This is a genomic window from Blastococcus saxobsidens (assembly GCF_002938435.1).
GTDB lineage: Bacteria > Actinomycetota > Actinomycetes > Mycobacteriales > Geodermatophilaceae > Blastococcus > Blastococcus saxobsidens.
This window is the reverse complement of record NZ_POQT01000006.1, coordinates 102,681-121,304: the sequence shown is the minus strand read 5'-3', so window position 1 is coordinate 121,304 and position 18,624 is coordinate 102,681. Positions and strand designations below refer to the sequence as shown.

The following is an 18,624-nucleotide window of genomic DNA, read 5'->3' as shown; positions in this document are numbered from 1 at the left end:
GCTGCGGCTGGGTCGTCAGGACGAGCAGTGCGCCGTCGTCGCGAAGTGGCCGGCCGGGCCGAAGCCCTCGCAGCGGGCGTAGTACGCGCGCACCGACTCCGTCTCGACGATCCAGAAGTAGGGCAGGTCCTCGACGAGCTGCTCCTGCAGCCGGCGGTAGATGTCCGAGCGCGCCTCGGGATCGACCGTGGTGCGGGCCTCGTCGAAGTACGCGTCGACGGTGGGGTTGCTGTAGGCGGCGGCGTTGGAGAAGGGGACGGGCCCGATGTTCGCCGTCGTGTACATCCGCTTGACGCCGATCTCCGGGTCCGCGCCGTTGCAGTAGCTGATGATGTTGGTGTCGAAGTCCCGCGCCTTGAACACGGTGTCGGCGAAGACCGGCGGCTCCAGCGGCACGAGCTTCACCTCGGCGCCCACCTCGCGTAGCTGCGCCCGGAGCAGCTCTGCGTAGGCGGAGAACGACGGGAAGTGGGTGAAGCCGAACTGCAGCGGTGTGCCGTCGGGGACGCCGTCCACACCGCGAGCCGTCCGGACGCCGTCCCCGTCCCGCGGCCAGCCGGCCTCGTCCAGGAGCGACTCGGCTTCGTCACGCTCGAACTGCGGCATCTCTTCGAGGTCCGGCGCGTGGGCGAACGGGATCCCGCTGGAGATCGGCGCCTCCGCCACCCGGCCCTGGCCGAACAGCACCCGCTCGACGAACTGCTCGCGGTCCAGCGCCGTGGCGAGGGCGCGGCGCAGCGCGACATCGGCGAACATGGGTCGTTCCAGGTTGAAGCTCACGGTCATGATGCAGTTGGACCCGCCGGGGTTGACGGCTGTCTCGAGGAAGCCGTAGTCCCCCGATTCCTCCAGCCGGGCCAGGTCGGGGCCCGGGACGCCGAACAGCCAGTCGACCTCACCGGCCTCCAGCGCGACCACCTGGTTGCCGCGCTCGGGGATGATCCGCATGACCACCTCGTCGAGGTAGGGCAGGTCGGGCTCGAAGTAGTCCGGGTTGGCGCTGAAGCGCAACTCGGCGTCGGGCGTGTAGGACTCCAGCCGGAACGGCCCGGTACCGACGGGGTCGGTGTTGGCCGGGTTGGTCATGACGTCGGTGCCCTCGTACACGTGCCGGGGCAGGATCGGGGCCTCGGTCACGTCCAGCTGGAGCAGCAACGGCGCGTAGGGTTCGGTGAAGCGGAACTCGACGGTGTCCTCGTCGGGCGCCTCGATCGACTCCAGTGCCGCGCCCACCGAGGCCTTGGTGCGCGCGTGCAGGGACAGCAGCATCTCCTCGAAGGTGAAGATGACGTCGGCGGAGGTGAACGGTTCACCGTCGTGCCAGGTGACGCCGTCGCGGAGATCGAAGCGGTACAGCGCGCCGGCCTCGAGCACCTCCCACGACTCCGCCAACTCTGGGACCGGTTCGAGGTCCGAGGTGAGCCCGACGAGGCCGTTGAAGAGCAGTTCCGAGGCGGTGCGCGCCCCGCCGCTGGTGGTGATGGCGGGGTTGAGCGTGCCGGGGTCGCTGTCGATGGCGGCGACCAGCGTTCCGCCACGGGGAGGACCTGCGTCGGCGTCCGGCGTCTGCTCGCCCTCGTCGCCCTCGGGGGACGAGCAGGCGGCCAGTGCCATGGTGGCTGCGGCGAGTACGGCGACCATGCGATCACCCGCCATGACCGCTCCCCTCCGGGGCCGGGCGGTCGCACCCCGCGATGATCCAATTCTGGTGCGGGGATGGAAGCAGTAGGCGCTGTGTCTGGGTAAGTGCTCGACACCACTAGCAGCCGGCGCTGGTCTGTCTGGTTCGCAGGCTCGGGCGTGCCTGGGCCGGTTCCGCTCCCGCGGCCCCGGGAGCAGCTCGCGGTGGTCCTCGCCGACGAGGTAGAGCGGGAAGCCGCCGCTGTGGACGCTGGTCGACATGCGCGGCCGAGCGGTGCCCACCGAGGTCACCACCCGCGGCGGGCGTTGCCGGGCGGTGAAGCCGGCCCGCCGCGCGGCCACCGTGGGGGTAAGAACCGGCCCGGGACGGGCACGCGCCGTCCCCCGTGCCCGGGACGGCGTATCGGCTGCTCAGCGCCGTCCCCGCCGCCAAGCGCGGGACGTTCCCGGGGGATTCGTCCCATGGTCCCCGGGACAGGGACTGGGTGTCCGAGTGGGCGACACGTTACATACGCACACGGCTCCGTGTCTGATGATCGGCGCCTCGGAAGCGTTGTCGGCCGCCTGCACGCGATATATACTCCAGGAGCCTGCTGGATATATCCGATGATGGGCTCGTTCCGATGACAAAGCGCTTGATCGACCTCGATGACGAGCTGTTGGCCGTCGCCCAACGCGAGCTGAACACCACTGGGGTGTCGGACACGGTTCGCGCCGCCTTGCGGCAGGCTGCGAACGCGGCCGCACGCGCACGGCAGGTGACCTGGCTTCGCGAAGGTGGGCTCGAGACGATGGCGGATCCTGATCAGCGAGCTGACGTGTGGCGGTGATCGCCCGGTTTCTGATCGACACCAGCGCGGCGGCCAGGATGCGGCTGGACGCAGTTGCCGACCGGCTGGAGCCACTCATCGCCGGCGGACTCGTGGCGACATGCGCCCCGCTGGATGCGGAGGCCCTTTACAGCGCTCGGACCCCCGAGGAGTACGAGCAGGTCCGCGCCGACCGGCGCGATGCGTACGAGTACCTGCCCACGGACGACGGTCACTGGACGGGTGCGTTCGACGCTCAGCGCGTCTTGGCTCGCACCGGGCGGCACCGAGCGGTGGGAATCGCGGATCTGCTGACCGCCGTGCTCGCGGCTGAGCACGGGCTGACGGTCCTGCACTACGACAGCGACTTCGAGACCGCTGCGGAGGTACTCGACTTCGACCACCGGTGGGTCCTCCCGCGGGGAACCGTGTAGCGCGAGATCCGATCGGTGTGCATCAGCTGGTGTCCGAGGGGCGACACGCTACATACGCACACAGCTGCCGCAGGTGACACGTAAGGAGTGAGCGCCCATCGGTGACGCCCGGTCCCTCGCCCGCCTGCATACCTCGACGAATCGATGGACTACTCCCGATCCCCGCTAGGGGGCCACGTCGTCGGGGTCGACATCCCCTCCGCTGAGTCCTCGCCCGTGCTGGTGCTGCTCCTGGAAGGCGACCCATTCCCGACCGAGCTGCTCTCGGCGTGCTCGGTCGGTGTTCTCCCGGAACAGCGGGAGAGCGTCGCGTTCCTCCTCTTGCAGGTGCTCCTCGTTGACCTCCCGCGCAGCCCGCAGGGCTTGCCACCAGTCCTCGCTGCCCGCAGCGTGCTGCTGCACCGCACGAACGCTGCCGCGTATCTCGTTGTGTTCGCGGACGGCGTGCCGAGCTTCCTCGGTGCCCTCATCGGCGGCTCGTGCCAGCTTCGGATACAGCATCGACTCCTCGCCGCTCGCGTGGACCTCGAGGAGTTCAGCCAGCCTCGCCCACGCCTCCGTCAGTTGTTCTGCGTTGGTCAGCGCATCGATGGCTTCGAATTGGCGGCGCATGGCTTCGTGTTCCAACTCGACGAGGGCGGTGATGTCCATGTCCGGCTGCGCAGCCGCCGGGGGAGCACCGTCCGCGGGACCTGCCTGGGCGTTTCCGTCCCGCTCGGCTCTCTGGGGCTCGCTGAGGACGAGGGCCCCGTCGGCGACCGCGACCGACCAGGTGGCGATCCCGGACGGCGCCGGGCCCTCCACGATCTCGCCGGTCGTCACGTCGAAAGTGGCCATGTGGCAGGGGCAGACGACGGTGTGTCCTTCCAGCTCGCCCTCCGTCAGGGAACAGCCGGCGTGCGGGCAGGTGTCATCGAAGGCGTGCAACTCGCCGGCCAGCATGGCCACCGCCACCACCGAACCTTCGTGCTCCACGGCGATCATTTCGCCGTCCGCGGGCGGTGCGGTTTCGGACGGGTCCGGAGCTGTCATCTCAACCTCCTACCCGGAGTCGAGCCGGCTACCCGACCGCCGCGTCCGCAACGACGAGTGAGCGATCGCGGGACTGCTGCACGGATCGGTGACAGGTTGGGTCAGGCGGCCTGAGCTGCCGTTGTATGGGTGATGGTCTCGTACTCGATGGGCGTGAGTCGACCGAGGCCGGCTTGCCGGCGTCGGCGGTGGTAGGTGCGCTCGATCCAGGTGACGATCTCGATGCGGAGCTGCTGTCGGCTGGTCCACGCCCGGCGGTCGAGAACGTTCTTCTGCAGGAGCGAGAAGAAGGACTCCATGGCGGCGTCGTCCCCGGCGGCACCGACTCGGCCCATCGATCCGGTCAGCTGATGCCGATTGAGGGCGTGGACGAACTTCCGGCTGCGGAACTGGCCGGGTTCAACCGATCGATGCAACACCAGGCTGTTGGAGGGACTGTAGTTGCTCGGCGAAGACCTCGGCGGGAGTCTTCCAGCCCAGGACTTTGCGGGGCCTGTCGTTGATCGTCCGCGCGACGGCTTCGAGGTCGTCTGCGGACCAGCGGGACAGGTCGGTGCCCTTGGGGAAGTACTGGCGCAGCAGCCCGTTGGTGTTCTCGTTCGTCGGTCGCTGCCAGGGCGAGTGCGGGTCGGCGAAGAACACCTTGGTGCCGGTGTCGAGGGCGAACTGGGCGTGGCCGGAGAGCTCCTTGCCCCGATCCCAGGTGAGCGTCTGCCGCAGCTGATCGGGTAGTCGGGTCATCGACGCGGTCAGCGCCGCGTTCATCGCGACCGCACCGTAGCCGCCGAGGGAGGGCCCGTTCTTCACTGCCGGCTGCTGGCCCCAGCCTTCCAAGCGGGGAAGGTGCACCAGCAGCGTCGAGCGGCTCGAGCGTTCCACGAGCGTGCCGATCGCCGACCGGCCGATGCCGATGATCAGGTCGCCTTCCCAGTGACCTGGCACGGCCCGGTCGGCGGCGTCGGCGGGCCGCTGGCTGAAGACCACGTCGGCGGTGACGTGCCCCTGGGGCTTGTTGCGCGTGCGGGCTCGTGGTTCGCGCAACGCCCGTCCGGTGCGCAGGCACGCGACGAGCTCACGCTTGAGCGCACCGCGGCCCTGGACGAATAACGCCTGGTAGATCGCCTCGTGGCTGATCCGCATCGACGCATCCTCAGGGAAGTCCAGCACCAGGCGGCTGCTGATCTGCTGCGGGCTCCAGGCCGTCACCCAGCGCCGATCTGCTCGCTGGGGCTTCATCTTGCGCCCCTTCCACCCGGCCGCGACCGGGCCTGCGACGATCGTTCCATCAGCGCGCCGAACGGTGCCGTCCAAGCGTTCCTGGACGTAGTCGCGCAGGCGCTGGTTGGTCACGAGCTTGGCGACCTTGGGGCGCTTGGCGGCCTGCTGGGCCTTCCACTGGGCGACCGTCGCGCGGTACTCGGGCCGACCGCCGCGGGTGGCAGCGTTGCGGCGCAGCTCGCGGGAGATCGTCGACGGATCGCGCCGCACAGCGCGGGCGATCTGGCGGACCCCGGCGCCTTTGGCGCGCAGAATCGCGATCTCCTCGCGTTCCTCGAACGAGAGGTAGCGGCCCGTGGGCTCGGCCAGCGAGATCGGCGGCATACCGCCAGCGTGGCGAAACCAGCGGGTACCCACCGGCCAGGACACGCCGACGGCCAGCGACGCCTCGACCGTGGTGACCCCGGTGGCGATCAGCCGCCAGAACTCACGCTGCACCGCTCGCGAAGGCTCTGGCCGGCCAGGCGAGCGCATCGCCGGCCGAAGAGCACGGTCAGCACGCCACTGCCGCCGCCAGCCCTCGGGAACATCGCTGGTCTTCTTGCTCCAGTCCGCCGTCACCACGCCGCACCCCTCCAAGATCAGGGTGTTGCGACCACCAGTGGAATCCGCCCTGCGATCCGCGGTCCGAATGCACGATGCAGCCGGCCACCTCGGCGCCGTCAGCGGCCCGCCGAGCGACGGCATTCTCGACCGCGGTGACCGCCGGGCGGGACTTCTTCCGATCGGCGATGGAGTAGCCGACGATCCGGTTGGAGTGCACGTCCCTGACCGCGCAGAGGCAGAGCTTGCCCTCGGCGGTGCGGTGCTCGGTTATGTCGGTCAACCACAGCTCGTTGGGCGCTGAGGCGGTGAACACCCGGTTGACTCGGTCGTCGTGCACGGGCGGCCCGGGACGGCCGGTCTTGCCCCTGCGGGGCTTGCCGAACGCACTCCACCAGCGGTTGGCCGCGCAGATCGCCCAGGCGGTGCGCGTCGCCATCTGCTGCCCGCTCGCGGCGGCCTCGTCGACGAGAAACCGGTAGCCGAACTCGGGGTCATCGCGGTGGGCGTCGATCAGCGCGTTCGCCCGGTAGGCGGCGACCAGGTCGCTGGTCGTGACTGGGGCGGCCAGCCACCGGTAGTAGGGCTGGCGGGCGATCTTGAGAACCCGGCACGTCACCGCGACGGGGATCCCGTCGACGGCGAGCTCACGGACGAGCGGGTAGATCATTTTCCCGGCAGGTTGGCCTGGGACAGGTAGGCCGCCGCCCGCCGCAGGACTTCGTTCTCCTGCTCCAGCAGCCGGATCCGCTTGCGGGCCTCACGCAGGTCTGCGTTCTCCGCCGCCGTGGTCCCGGGCTTGACACCCTCTTCGACGTCGGCGGCCTTCATCCAGTTCGTCAGGCACGACTCGCTGATCCCGAAGTCCGCCGCGATCTGCTTCAGGTGCTGGCCCGGCTCACGGTTGCGAGCGACGTTCACGACGTCGTCGCGGAACTCCTTGGGGTAGGGCTTGGGCACGGTGAACATCCTTCCAGCGGCACCTCTCGGCACCACAGATCAGATGTCACCTACTCGTGCAGCAGTCCCGATTGCAGAACCCCCACGGTCGATGACCGCAGGGGTTGTCTGTGTGTCCGAGGGGGACACGCTACATACGCACACGGCTCTCCAGGCTGCGGTGTGGAGTTGACCCGGCCGGACGCCAAACGCCCCAAGGGCACCGACCTGTCGCGACGGAGCCGGGATGAGCTCGTCGCCGTCGCCGCCGCACGTGAAGCACTACCGCGCTGTTTCCTGCGCCTCGACAGGTAGGCCGGCCCGCGCCCATTCGGGAAACCCGTCCTCGAGGCGCAGCGCGTCCCGGCCACGGCGACGCAGCACTCGGACCGCGTCGTCGGCGTAGGCGCAGTACGGGCCCCGGCAGTAGGCGACCACCTGAGTGTCGGTGGGGATCTCCCGCAGCCGCTGCTGCAGATCGGCGATGGGGACCGACAAGGCCCCGGGGATGTGGCCGGCGGCGAACTCCAGCGCCGGGCGAACGTCGAGCACGACGACATCCCGTCGGCGCAGCCGTTCCTGCAGCTGGCCTCGCGTCATGGTCTCTAGCTCCGCGCGGTCGCCGAGGTATGCAGCGGCGAGCCGGTCGATGTCGCCCTGATGGGAAGCGGCCACGTCCCGCAGCGCCGCCCACAGAGCCACCACGGTGTCGCTCGCCAGCCGGTAGTAGATCCGGGTGCCGGCCCGCCGGGTGTCCACCAGCCCGGCGCGCAGCAGCTGCTGCAGGTGGTGGCTGGTGTTGGCGACACTCTGCTCGATCTGCTCGGCGATCTCCTCGACCGGCCGTTCCCCTTGGGCGAGGACGTCGACGATCTCGGCGCGGCGGCCGTTGGCCAGCGCCTTGGCCGGCCCCGACAGCCCCGAAAAGAGGGCGTCTTTCGCCACCCGGTTCCCCACACCGCCTCCCTCTTCAAATGATCGCTTGACGAGCGTACCCGGCAGGGTGAACTATTCAAGCCATCACTTGAGGAGGGTCCATGTCGACCACACCCGATGTGCTTGTGGATCCCGTCGCACTCCGCGAGCAGGTGAAGAGCAAATACCGGGACGTCGCCACCCATCCGACGCGGACCTTCCACTTCCACACCGGACGGGGGCTGGCGCGCCGACTCGGCTACGACAAGGACGCCGTCGCCGCCCTACCGGACCGGGCCGTCGAATCCTTCGCCGGTGTTGCGAATCCCTTCGCGCCGCGCCTGCTCGCTCCTGGCGACCGCGTCGTCGACATCGGCTCCGGCGCCGGATTCGACACCTTCCTCGCCGCCCAGCAGGTCGGGCCCACCGGCAGCATCGTTGGCGTGGACATGACCCCGGAAATGCTGGAGAAGTCGACGGCCACCGCCGCCGAGCTCGGACTGGAGCAGGTCGAGTTCCGCGCCGGCCTCGCGGAGTCGCTGCCGGTGGAGGACTCCTGGGCCGACGTCGTCATCTCCAACGGCGTCATCAACCTCTGCGCCGACAAGCGCACCGTCCTCTCCGAGATCCGCCGGGTCCTCAAGCCGGGCGGGTGGCTGCAGTTCGCCGACATCGCCAACGGCCTGCCCGTGCCCGAAGGCGCGCTCCGGGACATCGACCTCTGGACCGGCTAGATAGCCGGCGGGCTGCCCCGTGCGGGCTGGCAGAAGATGCTCACCGAGATCGGCTTCACCGACATCGCCATCGGTGAGCCCGTCGACACCTTCGGCGACGCCGGCGGAGAGATCAACGCCCGGGCCTACGAGGTGTACGGCTACTCGTTCCTGGCCCGCAAGCCTGTCGAATTCCAGTAGGTCCACCACCCCGAGAAGGAGTCCCGCCATGTCCAACAAGGCCGTCATCAGCCTGACCACCGGCCTGGAAGACGCCGAGAAGGTGACCGTCGCGTTCCTCGTCGCCGTCGGCGCGGCCGAATCCGGTCGCCCGACACTGATGTTCCTGACCAAAGAGGCGGTACGGCTGTCCCTTGACAGATTCGCGGTGGGAGTCGCGTGCGAGGGATGCCCGCCCCTCCCTGACCTGCTCCGGCGCTACGCCGAGGCGGGCGGCCGCTTCTACGTCTGCCCGATCTGCTTCGACGCCAAGAAGTTGGACAAGGGCAACCTCGTCTCCAATGCCGAACTCGCCGGGACCGTCCCGATGTGGCAGTGGATCGGCGACGAGGGAGCCACCACCTTCAGCTACTGACCCGCGGCACCAGCTCGCGGCTGTCCCGTATCTCGAGGAGGTCGTCGTGGTCCAGGTGCGTCCGCTCACCGACCGCGGTCTGGGCAACAGCAGCTACCTCGTCGACCTCGGCGACGGCCGCGCGCTGGTGGTCGACGCCAGCCGGGACCTGCGTGCGGTGGACGCCGCCGCGGAGCGGTGCGGGCTGCGAGTGATCGCCGCCGCCGACACCCACCTGCACGCCGACTTCCTCTCCGGCGCCACGCGGCTCGCCGCACGCGACGGCGCCACCGTGTACGGGTCGGCGGTCGGCGGCCGGGCGTTCCCGCACACCGGGCTGGGCGACGGTGACGAGGTCGACCTGGGTGGACTGACGCTGCGCGCCTGGGCGACCCCGGGGCACACCGGCGAGCACGTCGCCTACCTGCTCCTCGACGGCGACCGGACGCTGGGGGCGTTCACCGGAGGATCACTCATCGTCGGCGCCGCGGCCCGCACCGACCTCGTCTCCCGGGAGCAGACCGAACCGCTGGCCCGTGCCCAGTACGCCTCCCTGCAGCGGCTGGCCAGCCTCCCCGACGACACCCCGGTGTGGCCGACGCACGGCGCCGGCTCGTTCTGCTCGGCGCCGCCGGGAGCGGACCGGACCACGACTGTCGGCCGGGAGAAGGCGACCAACCCGCTGCTGCGCGCGCCCGACGAGGACGCGTTCGTGACGACGCTGCTCGGGAGCCTCGGCACCTTTCCGCCGTACTTCCTGCGGCTGGCCGAGGTCAACCGGCGCGGCCCCGCCCTGCCGCCGGACGGCGCCACGCTCGCGCCGCTGACCGCCGGGCAGGTGCGGTGCGCAGCCGGCGCCGAACTCGTCGACGTGCGTCCGCCTGCCGACTACGCCGCCGGGCACGTCCCGCGCTCGCTCGCCAACACCCTGCGGCCGGCGTTCGCGACCTGGCTGGGATGGCTGGTGCCGGACTCCGCCACGCCACTGATGTTCGTCCGCAACGACGACCAGGACCCCGAGGAGATCATCTGGCAGGCCCGCAAGATCGGCTACGACCACCTCGTCGGCGAGCTCGCCGGCGGAGTCGCCGCCTGGGCCGCCACCGGGCAGCCGGTCGCCACCGTGCCGCTTCTGGATGCGGCCGACGCGGATCCGGCCCGGGTCGTTGATGTCCGGCAACGGAGCGAGTTCGCGACCGGGCACCTGCCGGCCGCGCGCAGCATCGAACTCGGTGCCCTGCCCGGCGCGCAGCTCCCGCCAGGGCCGGTGGTGACCATGTGCGGGCACGGCGAGCGCGCCACCACCGCGGCCAGCCTCCTGGAACGGCGCGGCCACCGTGACGTCGCGGTGCTCACTGCCGGCGCAGAGGAATGGGCGAAGGTCACGGGCCACTCGCTGGCCGTGACCAGCTGAGCGCACCGGTGGACGACACCGACGTCGGGCCCACGACCGCGGGCGGTTCGCCCGCGCTGCGGCTCGGGCTGCGCGCCAACCTCGCCCAGTTCAGCTTGCTCGTCGCCATCAACGCACTCGTCGGTGCGACTCTCGGACAGGAGCGCACCGTCGTACCGCTGCTCGCCGAGCGGACGTTCGGCGTGTCGAACTTCAGCTCCGGGCTGCTGTTCATCGTCGCGTTCGGGGCGGTGAAGGCCGTCACCAACTTCTTCGCGGGCACCCTGTCCGACCGGTTCGGCCGCAAGCCGGTGCTGGTCGCCGGCTGGATGGTCGCCCTTCCAGTGCCGGCCATGCTGATCTGGGGTCCGAACTGGTGGTGGATCATCGCCGCCAACGCCGTCCTCGGTGTGAACCAGGGCCTGACCTGGTCCACGACAGTGATCATGAAGATCGACCTCGTCGGCCCGACCCGCCGAGGCCTGGCGCTCGGCCTCAACGAGGCAGGCGGGTACGGCGCGGTGGCCGTGGCCGCGCTGGTCACCGGATGGCTGGCCGCCGCCTACGGGCTGCGCCCGGCACCTTTTCTGTTCGGTGCGGCTGTGATCGCGCTCGGCCTGGGGTTGTCCGCGCTGGCCGTGGACGAGACCCGCGACCACGCGCGCCTCGAGGCCGCCCAACACGTCCTCATCAACGGAGACCTGCACAGCCGACTGACCACCCGCGAGGTTGCCGTGTGGACCTCCTTCCGGGAGAGGGCGCTGTCGGCGGCCAGTCAGGCCGGCATGGTGAGCAACCTCAACGACGGCCTGGCCTGGGGTCTCTTTCCTCTGCTGTTCGTCAGGCACGGTCTGTCGATGGGCCAGGTAGGGATCCTGGCCGCGCTGTACCCCGCAGTGTGGGGGGTGGGGCAGCTGATCACCGGCGCGCTGTCGGACCGGATCGGCCGCAAGTGGCTCATCGTCACCGGCATGTGGGTGCAGGCCGCAGCCCTCGGCCTGGTCGCGCTCGGCACGACCTTCGGCACCTGGGCCCTGGCCGCCGTGCTGCTCGGCTGGGGAACCGCGATGGTCTACCCGACACTGCTGGCCGTCATCGGTGACGTGGCCCACCCGGCATGGCGCGCTCGCTCTGTCGGGGTGTACCGGCTGTGGCGTGACGGCGGGTTCGCCGTCGGGGCGCTGCTGGCCGGCCTCGTCGCGGACGCGTACGGCATCCTCGCCGCCGTCTGGGTGGTCGCCGCGATCACCGCCGCCTCCGGTGTCGTCGTCTCGGTGCGGATGTACGAGACGCACCGGCCTTCGACGATAGGGGCCGGCCAGCCGGAGCAGGTGTGAACCTTGTCCCCGGCCGCAAGCTGCTGACCGCTTGACCGCGCTGCTCGAGGCGTGATTACGAGGCGGTGAGTATCACGCGGGTATCACGGGCGCCCGAGCTTCCTACGACGAAGCACCACCGGCTCCTGACTTGCAGGATCACCGGGGCGATGCTGTGTCCGAGGGGCGACACGCTACATACGCACACGGCTTCGCGGCTGCTGATAACCCGCCGTCCTCGTTGCCGAGCGAGCCGCCGGGATGGGGGAAGCCGAGGCTGGTGCAGCCGGGTGCGCGTTTGGACAGCGATGCGGCGAGGACGCCGGTCGCGACGTCGTGGTAATCGTGCACCTCGGCGGTGGTCTTGCCGGGGAGCGAGCGAAGGATGCGGCCGGCGTACTGCACGAGTCGCGGGGAAGAGGCTGGCGTAGAGGGCGACCTTTGCGGAGGCGGGAGTCGGCGTGCACCAGCCCCGGCTCGCCGTCAAAGACACCGGTCCGAACCGGACCGGGTGGGCGCGCCTGCTACGGCGTCAGCTCCGCCTGCAGCTGGACGACCTCGTCGCGCAGCGCCGAGAATTCGTCGTCCAAGCCGACGAAGGGCAGGATGCCCTGGCTCGAGGAACCGGTCGGAATCGGCACGACTCCATACTGTCGCGAGAACGACAACTGGTGGCAGGCCGTACAGTCGCCGCGTCCTGCGAAGGGGTCAGCGGCCGGTGGTGATCGGCTTCTCCTTGGCGGCGATAGCGCGGTACTTCTGCCGCGCGGCTTCGCCGCTGGTCCCCACTGCTTCGCCGATGCGATCCCACGGGATGCCGGCATTCCTGGCCACGGCAACGGCCTCGCCGAGTTCGCTCTCGGCGAGGGCGCGGCGTAGGGCAGCAGCTCGGACCGCCGCTTCTTCCTTCGAGACAGCCGGCTCGAAGCCGACTTCGAAGACGCGAGACAGTTCCTCGGCCTGGTTGACGATCTCCTCGTAACTGCGCGGCATCGTAATCACCCTCCCTCGCGATACTTCCGCCGAGCTCGCATTGCATGGATGACGACCAGAAGACCGTCCTCGCTCGTGAGGTAGCCGACTTCCACCATGGTCACGCCGTTGCGAGCTGGGCCGACGGCCATGGTGAGTTCGTGGTCGCCTTGGTGGGGATAGTCGACAACGGCGTTGCGAAGCGCGTGCAGGATGTCGTCGTCGGCGACGCCGTGCTTGCGTGCGGTGGCGAGAATCTCGATCCGCACCCATCCAAGTTAACTTGCCGTCACCTGACCGTCAAGTTCCCACTGGTCGCGCGTGGACGAACAGAGCGCCTCGCCGCATCGGGAGAACTCTCCGCTCGTGAGCTCGACGCGGTGCATGCCGGTGTGCATCAGCTGGGTCCGAGGGGGGACACGCTACATACGCACACGCTTGCCGTGACCGGGGCGTGATCTCCGAACCGGCTGGTCAGACGCCTCCGTCGATGGTCGGCGCCACCGGTTGCCCGGTCAGGACCACGTCGTTCAGAGGGGCGGCCAGGTTCGTTCGGCGCCGTCCGTCCTACCGTCCGGACGGGGCGCGTCGAAGCGGGTAATCAACACCGCCCCTGACCACGAGGCAGGAGGCGCCGGCTGGAGTTCCACGCCAGCCGGCGCGTCGCCCAGGCATTCCCGGCCCAGGCGCCCGGTTGATCGGGACGGCTACCTCTGGAATCGGGAATCCGCCTTCGACTGTGCTGTGCGTGTCCGAATCTTCCGAAGGAGGCTGACATGAGCAGCAGCAGCGTGTTCCGGGTCGCGGCGGCGGTCGCGGGGGCTGTGGGGCTCACCAAGTTCGCCTGGCTCTTCGTCGAGTCCGGGTTTGACATCACGGTGAGCCCTTGGGGCTTTCTACTGGTGTTCGTCCTGCCGTTCGCCGTCGTGCTCCTGCTCGCGCCTCGCCACCCGCGGGCGGCCGCCTGGGTCATGGTGCCGTCCGGTCTGGCCACCTTCGTGTTCATGGCTGTGGGGATCGTCCAGAGCGAGTTCACGGTGGAGGTCGTCCTGGTCGCCTACCCGGTAGCGACGGCGTGCGTCATCGGGGTCGTCGCGGCGATCCGATCGCTGGCGGTGCGGGAGCCGGTAGCAGCACACTGAGGCACTCGGCGGGCGGGAGGCCATCCCATGAACCCACGGACCCCGCGGGGAAGGGCGTTACTCCTGCTCGTCCTATCCGGTGCAGCGCTCGTCTCCTGGGTGGCGACCGCGTTGGCGCCGGGGTACGAGCCGCATCTGGGAACGCTTGCCGGCGAGTTCGTGACGACGGCCCTGACCTACGTCCCGTTGGTGGCGCTCGCCGCACTGCTGGTGTGGCGGTCGCCCTCGCACGGGGTGACCAGGGTTCTGGCCGTGATGGCGGTCAGCGGGGCCGTCGGCCTGATCGCCGGTGCGTTGCTGGACGGGCGGACGTCGTCCCAGGGGCCATGGGACCTCCCGTGGGTGCTGAGCGGTTTGGCATGGATCGGCAGCCTGCCGATGCTGCCCTTGCTGCTCCTGCTGTTCCCGACCGGCTCCGTGCCGTCGCCCCGCTGGCGACCGGTCCTGTACGCGCTGCTCGCCGCGCTGGCCGTCCTCGCCGCGCTCGTCGTGACCGACGCTGATCTCTCCGGAGGTGGGCCGCAGACGCTGGCGGTGTCGGCCGCTGCCGTACTGGTGGGCGGTGCGTCGGCTGCCGCGGTGGGGCTGGTGCTCCGGTGGCGCCGATCGGCAGGGGCCCAGCGTGCGCAGCTGCGGACGTTCGCCCTGACAGCGGCGGCGGTGGCCGGCTGGTACGTGGTTGCAGGCCTGCTCGTCAGCGTCGGGCTGGGCATCCAGACCCCGGTTGACCTGATCGCCGCCCCGATCGTCTACATCTCCCCGGTGCTCGCCACGGGGTACGCGGTCGCCCGGCACCACCTGTACGGCATCGACCCGGTGATCAACCGGCTGGCCATGTGGGGGCTCGTCAGCACCGTCCTGCTCGGCGGTTACCTCGGTGCGGTCACGCTGCTCACTTCCGTCTCCGGCGCTGCGCAGGGCTCGCCGACCGTAGCCGCCTTCGTCGCCGGGGCGGTCGCGCTCTGCCTGGCCCCGGTCCGGTCCCGCGTACAGCGACTCGTCGACCGCGCCATGTACGGATTCCGCGACGACCCGCTGGAGATGTTCCGTGCGGCCGGAGAGCGCCTGTCGGCTGCGGTCCACCCGGCCGACGTGGGACTGGAGATCGTCCGCACGGCCACCGGCTCACTCCGTCTGCCCTTGGCAGCGCTCGACTTGGAGACGGAGGGGGAGTGGACCCGGATGGCCGAGGTCGGCGTGCCACCGCGGAACGAGCCCTTCCTCGTTCCGATCCGCGACGCAGGCGAGGACGTCGGCCGCCTCCTGGTCGCGCCGCGCCGCGGCGAGGGAGGCATCGGTGAACGCGACGCGCGCCTGCTGGCGGACCTGTCGACGCAGGCAGGCCCGGCCGTTCGCGCCGCCCGGATGGTGACCGAGCTGACCGACAGCAGGGAGCGCCTGATCCAGACACGGGAGTCCGAGCGGCGCCGCCTGCAGCGTGACCTGCACGACGGCCTCAGCCCCGCCCTCTCCGGCATCGGCCTGTCCGCCGACGCCGCGCGGCGGCTGCTGGCTGTCCGACCGACGCTCGCCGACGGTCTGCTGCAGCGGATCTCCGTCGAGGCCCACGAGGGTGCGGAGGTCGTCCGCCGCATGCTCGCCGACCTGCGGCCGGCGGGATTGGAGGACGCCGGCCTGGTCGCGGCCGTGACCGACCGGGCGTTCCTCTTGCAGCGACCCGGCGAGTTCGACATCCGGGTCCGCGCCCCGGAGTGCCTCGACATCATGAGCCAAGGCGTTCAGGTCGCTGCGTACCGGATCACCGTGGAGGCGATGACCAACGCGGCGCGCCACAGTGGCGGCACCTGCTGCGACGTGCTCCTGGAGGAGTCCGACGGCCACCTGCGGATCGCGGTCACCGATGACGGGCACGGGTTGCGCTACGACGCATTGCCGGGGGTCGGACTCACCTCGATGCGGGAACGCGCATCTGAGGCGGGTGGCCACCTGACACTCGACCGCGGCCGCCGGGGTCTGACGGTCCGGGCCGAACTCCCGATCCCGGGTGGTCCCCGGTGATTCGCGTGTTGGTCGCCGAGGACCACCCGCTCTTCCGCGATGCCCTGGTCAGCACCCTGGACACCGATCCGGACGTCGACGTGGTCGGCGCCGTGGGTACCGGTAGGGCCGCCGTCGTCGAAACCGCCCGCACCGGTCCCGATGTGGTGGTGATGGACCTGGAGATGCCCGACGGAAGCGGGCTCGGGGCGACCGCCGAGATCCTCGCGAACGGATCAAACGCCCGTGTGCTGGTCCTGACATCACATGACGACGACCGCAACGTCTACGCCGCCTTGCGCGCCGGCGCCCACGGGTACCTGCTGAAGTCCGTCTCCGCCGAGGAGATCCTCACCGCGGTCGTAGCTCTTGCGCGCGGCAACGGCATGTTCTCCGGCACGGTCGTGGACCGGATCACCCGTCACCTGGTCACTGGCGGTCGGTCGAGTGCAGCCGGTGCCTTTCCGGAGCTCACCCCGCGGGAGCGGGACATCCTCGACCTCATGGCGCAGGGCCACTCCAACACCTTCATCGCCGACCACTTCGTGCTCAGCCTCAAGACCGTCAGCAACCACGTGTCGAACCTGATGACCAAGTTGGGTTCCAGAACTCGCTCCGAGGCGGTGGCCCGAGCACGAGACGCCGGACTGGGACGGCGCGAGCATTGACTCGGGTCCAGGCGGACCGCGTCGTGATCGCCAGCCGGGCCGGCTGACCAGCAGGGGCCCGCTGCGATGCGGTGTCCGAGGGGCGACACGGTACATACGCACACAGTTGCGGCGGTGACAGCGCGAGCGCCACGAAGCCTCCCTCGTCGGTGACCGAGCTGCGCCGGCAGGGTCCACGGCGACTCGCTCAGCCGGGGGCTGGCCGGTGCAGGTCGTGACGAGGGAGGGGTCGGTTCGTGGCGGACGTCGACCAGGACGGTGGTTTCACCGCTGGAGGAAGGAGTGTGCCGACCGCAGCAAGGAGGTCGCCCGCTTCCGCCGGCTCGTGGGGCGGCGCCTGCGGCTACGCCGCAACCGGGTGCGGGATCGGTCGTCGATGGGCCACCACGAAGGGCGTCGAGATGGGGTCCGCCTTGGCGCGACCCCGTAGCTCTCGCGGTAACGGTCGGTGTGGACGAGTGCCGGGACCGCGGTCAGATGGACCCCTGCTCGGCGTGTCGAAGCAGTGCCTGGGCCACGCGGTCGACGTCGTCCGTGTCAGTGGCCCAGTCCGACACGGAGATGCGCATGAGGCGTTCACCGCGGTAGGTGGTCCCGCTGAAGAAGGCGAGTCCCTCCGCACGGATGCCCGCCATGACCCTGTCGGCCAGCCGGCCGTGATCGCCGTCCGGGGCCAGCCAGCGAACGAGCGCCTGGTTCGACACGACGTCGTTGACGACCTGCGCACGGTCGCTTACCTCCAACGCCTGGGCGAACCGCTGGGCATGGCTGACGGTGCGGTCCACGAGCGCGGCCACGCCCGACCGCCCGAGAGAACGCAGCGTCGCGTACACGCCGACACCGCGGGCGCGGCGCGAGAACTCGGGGTTCCAGTCCATGGGGTCGCGGGCGCCGGTGCCCTGCTCGAGGTAGCTGGCCTGCACGCTCATCGCCGCTCTGTGCGCAGCGGGATTCCGGCAGATCGCCACCCCGCAGTCGTACGCGACGTTGAGCAGCTTGTGGCCGTCAGTGGACCAGGAGTCCATCCGGTCGAGACCTTTCACGTGCCGGGACATGCTCGGCGCCGCGGCCGCGAGCAGCATCACAGCACCATCGACATGGACCCACGTCGGATTGCCGCCCGCCCGATGGCGGTCCGCCAGATCGGCGACCGAGTCGAAGTCGTCGAATGCGCCGGTGTTCACGTTGCCGCACTCCACGGCGATGATCGTGGGCCCCGACACCGCTTCGAGCGTGCGCTCGAGCGCCTGGGGCAGGACCCTGTCCTGGTTGTCGCAAGGCACGAGCACAGCCGACCGCTCGCCGAGCCCGAGAAAGCGCAGGGCGCGCAACACGGTGGAGTGCACGCCCTCCTTGAGGACGACGGTGACCCCCGGCGAACCGACCAGACCGTCGGCCTCGACGTCCCACCCGGTCTGGCGAAGCACTTCGTCGCGAGCTGCCGCCAGGCACGTGAAGTTCGCCATCTGCCCGCCCGTGACGAAGCCGACCGAGCTCTCCGGTGGAAGGTGCAGCAGGTCGATCAGCCACTGTGCCGCCAGCTCCTCCGCTACGGCAACGCCCGGGGTGGGGGGGAACAGTCCGGCGTTCTGGTCCCAGGTCGAGACCAGAAGTTCGGCCCCCCACGATGCCGGGTGCAGACCCCCGATGACGAACCCGAAGAACCGGCCACTGGCATGGGCGGTGATGTAAGGGGCGAGGTCTCGCGCGAGCTCGGCCACGACCTGCACGGGGTCCACGCCGTCGTCCGTGAGCGGATGGTCCAGCGCCGCCTTGACCTCCGGATGGCCTCCGTCCGGGTAGACCCGCCGGGTCGGCAGCGAGTTCAAGTACTCCAGCGCCACCGGGCCGACCACGCCCAGGACACCTTCCCAGTCCGAGCGGTGCATGCGGCTCTCCCGTCATCGAGGAGCGCCATGCTGTCACGGTGGCGCGCTCACCAGGGCGCCTTCGTCCCGAATGCATCAGCCGCGAAGCAAGGACCACCAGTTGCCCCTCGCGACCAGCGCATCGGCAAGCCCCGCCCAGCGCCGCGTCCCCGGGGACGACGAACACAGGCCTCGGCGTGAACGATGTCGTGGGACAGCCATGTGTCGGGCCACGGTGACGGTCGGCGTCCGACGTGTCCGCCGGTCAGTCGCGAGGCAGCGTCCGGTCCCACTGCCGTTCGACACCAGCCACGTCCGGGCGGGACTGACCTGCGCACGAGAAACAGGACAGAAACGACGTGGGCGCCCTGCATTGTTCTGCCCTGGCG

Annotated in this window: 19 protein-coding genes and 1 pseudogene; 10 read left to right on the top strand and 10 right to left on the bottom strand. The window is 70.1% G+C overall.

Going from position 1 to position 18,624, the window contains the following annotated elements; translation table 11 throughout:
- Positions 1-15: 15 nt before the first annotated feature.
- Entirely contained in the window at positions 16-1,656 is a 1,641-nt protein-coding gene (locus C5507_RS05705) for an ABC transporter substrate-binding protein (protein ID WP_158657517.1), read from the bottom strand.
- 608 nt (positions 1,657-2,264) lie between these two features.
- Here C5507_RS05705 and C5507_RS05700 point away from each other — a divergent pair.
- Positions 2,265-2,471, top strand: coding sequence for a DUF2191 domain-containing protein (locus C5507_RS05700; protein WP_104527554.1), 207 nt, complete (start codon positions 2,265-2,267; stop codon positions 2,469-2,471).
- Positions 2,462-2,884 carry a PIN domain nuclease gene (locus tag C5507_RS05695; RefSeq protein ID WP_165400437.1) on the top strand — a complete coding sequence of 141 codons (423 nt, stop codon included), beginning with the start codon at positions 2,462-2,464 and terminating at the stop codon, positions 2,882-2,884. Before C5507_RS05700 ends, C5507_RS05695 begins: the two co-directional genes overlap by 10 nt.
- A gap of 165 nt (positions 2,885-3,049) precedes the next feature.
- Here C5507_RS05695 and C5507_RS05690 read toward each other — a convergent pair whose 3' ends face one another.
- The 6 genes and pseudogenes from C5507_RS05690 to C5507_RS05665 all read right to left on the bottom strand — a co-directional run bounded on the left by C5507_RS05690 (position 3,050) and on the right by C5507_RS05665 (position 7,621).
- Entirely contained in the window at positions 3,050-3,916 is an 867-nt protein-coding gene (locus C5507_RS05690; RefSeq protein ID WP_104527553.1) for a Rieske 2Fe-2S domain-containing protein, read from the bottom strand.
- Positions 3,917-4,017: 101 nt separating this feature from the next.
- Positions 4,018-4,308 (bottom strand): annotated as a pseudogene (locus C5507_RS05685) (integrase core domain-containing protein); the annotation flags it as partial.
- Between the two features lie 7 nt (positions 4,309-4,315).
- A complete protein-coding gene (locus tag C5507_RS05680) occupies positions 4,316-5,668 on the bottom strand; it encodes an IS30 family transposase (RefSeq protein ID WP_423191803.1) in 1,353 nt (450 codons plus the stop codon).
- Positions 5,669-5,687: 19 nt separating this feature from the next.
- Positions 5,688-6,407 carry a DDE-type integrase/transposase/recombinase gene (locus tag C5507_RS05675; protein ID WP_104527552.1) on the bottom strand — a complete coding sequence of 240 codons (720 nt, stop codon included), beginning with the start codon at positions 6,405-6,407 and terminating at the stop codon, positions 5,688-5,690.
- Entirely contained in the window at positions 6,404-6,697 is a 294-nt protein-coding gene (locus C5507_RS22790) for a transposase (RefSeq protein ID WP_207225706.1), read from the bottom strand. The genes C5507_RS05675 and C5507_RS22790 overlap by 4 nt, the downstream gene beginning before the upstream one ends.
- A 261-nt stretch (positions 6,698-6,958) precedes the next feature.
- On the bottom strand, positions 6,959-7,621 hold the full coding sequence (locus tag C5507_RS05665) for an ArsR/SmtB family transcription factor (RefSeq protein ID WP_207225705.1): 663 nt from the start codon (positions 7,619-7,621) through the stop codon (positions 6,959-6,961).
- Positions 7,622-7,713: 92 nt separating this feature from the next.
- Here C5507_RS05665 and C5507_RS05660 point away from each other — a divergent pair, with 92 nt between their 5' ends.
- The 5 genes from C5507_RS05660 to C5507_RS05645 are packed head-to-tail and all read left to right on the top strand — an operon-like array spanning position 7,714 to position 11,608.
- Positions 7,714-8,325: a methyltransferase domain-containing protein gene (locus C5507_RS05660; protein ID WP_104527550.1), complete on the top strand. Its 612-nt coding sequence runs from the start codon at positions 7,714-7,716 to the stop codon at positions 8,323-8,325.
- Between the two features lie 36 nt (positions 8,326-8,361).
- Positions 8,362-8,505: a hypothetical protein gene (locus C5507_RS23610; protein WP_158657516.1), complete on the top strand. Its 144-nt coding sequence runs from the start codon at positions 8,362-8,364 to the stop codon at positions 8,503-8,505.
- 28 nt (positions 8,506-8,533) lie between these two features.
- Positions 8,534-8,899 carry a DsrE family protein gene (locus C5507_RS05655; RefSeq protein ID WP_104527549.1) on the top strand — a complete coding sequence of 122 codons (366 nt, stop codon included), beginning with the start codon at positions 8,534-8,536 and terminating at the stop codon, positions 8,897-8,899.
- Between the two features lie 46 nt (positions 8,900-8,945).
- Complete coding sequence (locus C5507_RS05650) at positions 8,946-10,292, top strand: MBL fold metallo-hydrolase (RefSeq protein WP_207225704.1); 1,347 nt, start codon at positions 8,946-8,948, stop codon at positions 10,290-10,292.
- A gap of 8 nt (positions 10,293-10,300) precedes the next feature.
- The gene (locus tag C5507_RS05645) at positions 10,301-11,608 is read left to right on the top strand and encodes an MFS transporter (RefSeq protein WP_207225703.1); all 1,308 of its coding nucleotides are present in this window, start codon (positions 10,301-10,303) and stop codon (positions 11,606-11,608) included.
- Positions 11,609-12,295: 687 nt separating this feature from the next.
- Here the strand turns inward: C5507_RS05645 and C5507_RS05635 are convergent.
- Both C5507_RS05635 and C5507_RS05630 read right to left on the bottom strand, forming a co-directional pair.
- Positions 12,296-12,580, bottom strand: a complete 285-nt coding sequence (locus tag C5507_RS05635; RefSeq protein ID WP_104527620.1) for a hypothetical protein — start codon at positions 12,578-12,580, stop codon at positions 12,296-12,298.
- 5 nt (positions 12,581-12,585) lie between these two features.
- Positions 12,586-12,828 carry a hypothetical protein gene (locus C5507_RS05630; protein ID WP_207225701.1) on the bottom strand — a complete coding sequence of 81 codons (243 nt, stop codon included), beginning with the start codon at positions 12,826-12,828 and terminating at the stop codon, positions 12,586-12,588.
- Between the two features lie 507 nt (positions 12,829-13,335).
- Between C5507_RS05630 and C5507_RS05625 the strand changes: the two genes are divergently transcribed.
- The 3 genes from C5507_RS05625 to C5507_RS05615 all read left to right on the top strand — a co-directional run bounded on the left by C5507_RS05625 (position 13,336) and on the right by C5507_RS05615 (position 16,367).
- Positions 13,336-13,701 (top strand): hypothetical protein, encoded by a 366-nt coding sequence (locus C5507_RS05625; RefSeq protein ID WP_104527546.1) that lies wholly within the window; start codon positions 13,336-13,338, stop codon positions 13,699-13,701.
- 99 nt (positions 13,702-13,800) lie between these two features.
- Positions 13,801-15,720: a sensor histidine kinase gene (locus C5507_RS05620; RefSeq protein ID WP_130504192.1), complete on the top strand. Its 1,920-nt coding sequence runs from the start codon at positions 13,801-13,803 to the stop codon at positions 15,718-15,720.
- Between the two features lie 5 nt (positions 15,721-15,725).
- Positions 15,726-16,367, top strand: coding sequence for a response regulator (locus C5507_RS05615; RefSeq protein ID WP_207225700.1), 642 nt, complete (start codon positions 15,726-15,728; stop codon positions 16,365-16,367).
- A 473-nt stretch (positions 16,368-16,840) separates the two neighbouring features.
- On the opposite strand, the gene C5507_RS05610 is transcribed toward C5507_RS05615, so the two are convergent.
- Positions 16,841-18,256: a pyridoxal phosphate-dependent decarboxylase family protein gene (locus tag C5507_RS05610; RefSeq protein ID WP_104527544.1), complete on the bottom strand. Its 1,416-nt coding sequence runs from the start codon at positions 18,254-18,256 to the stop codon at positions 16,841-16,843.
- Between the last annotated feature and the right edge of the window lie 368 nt (positions 18,257-18,624).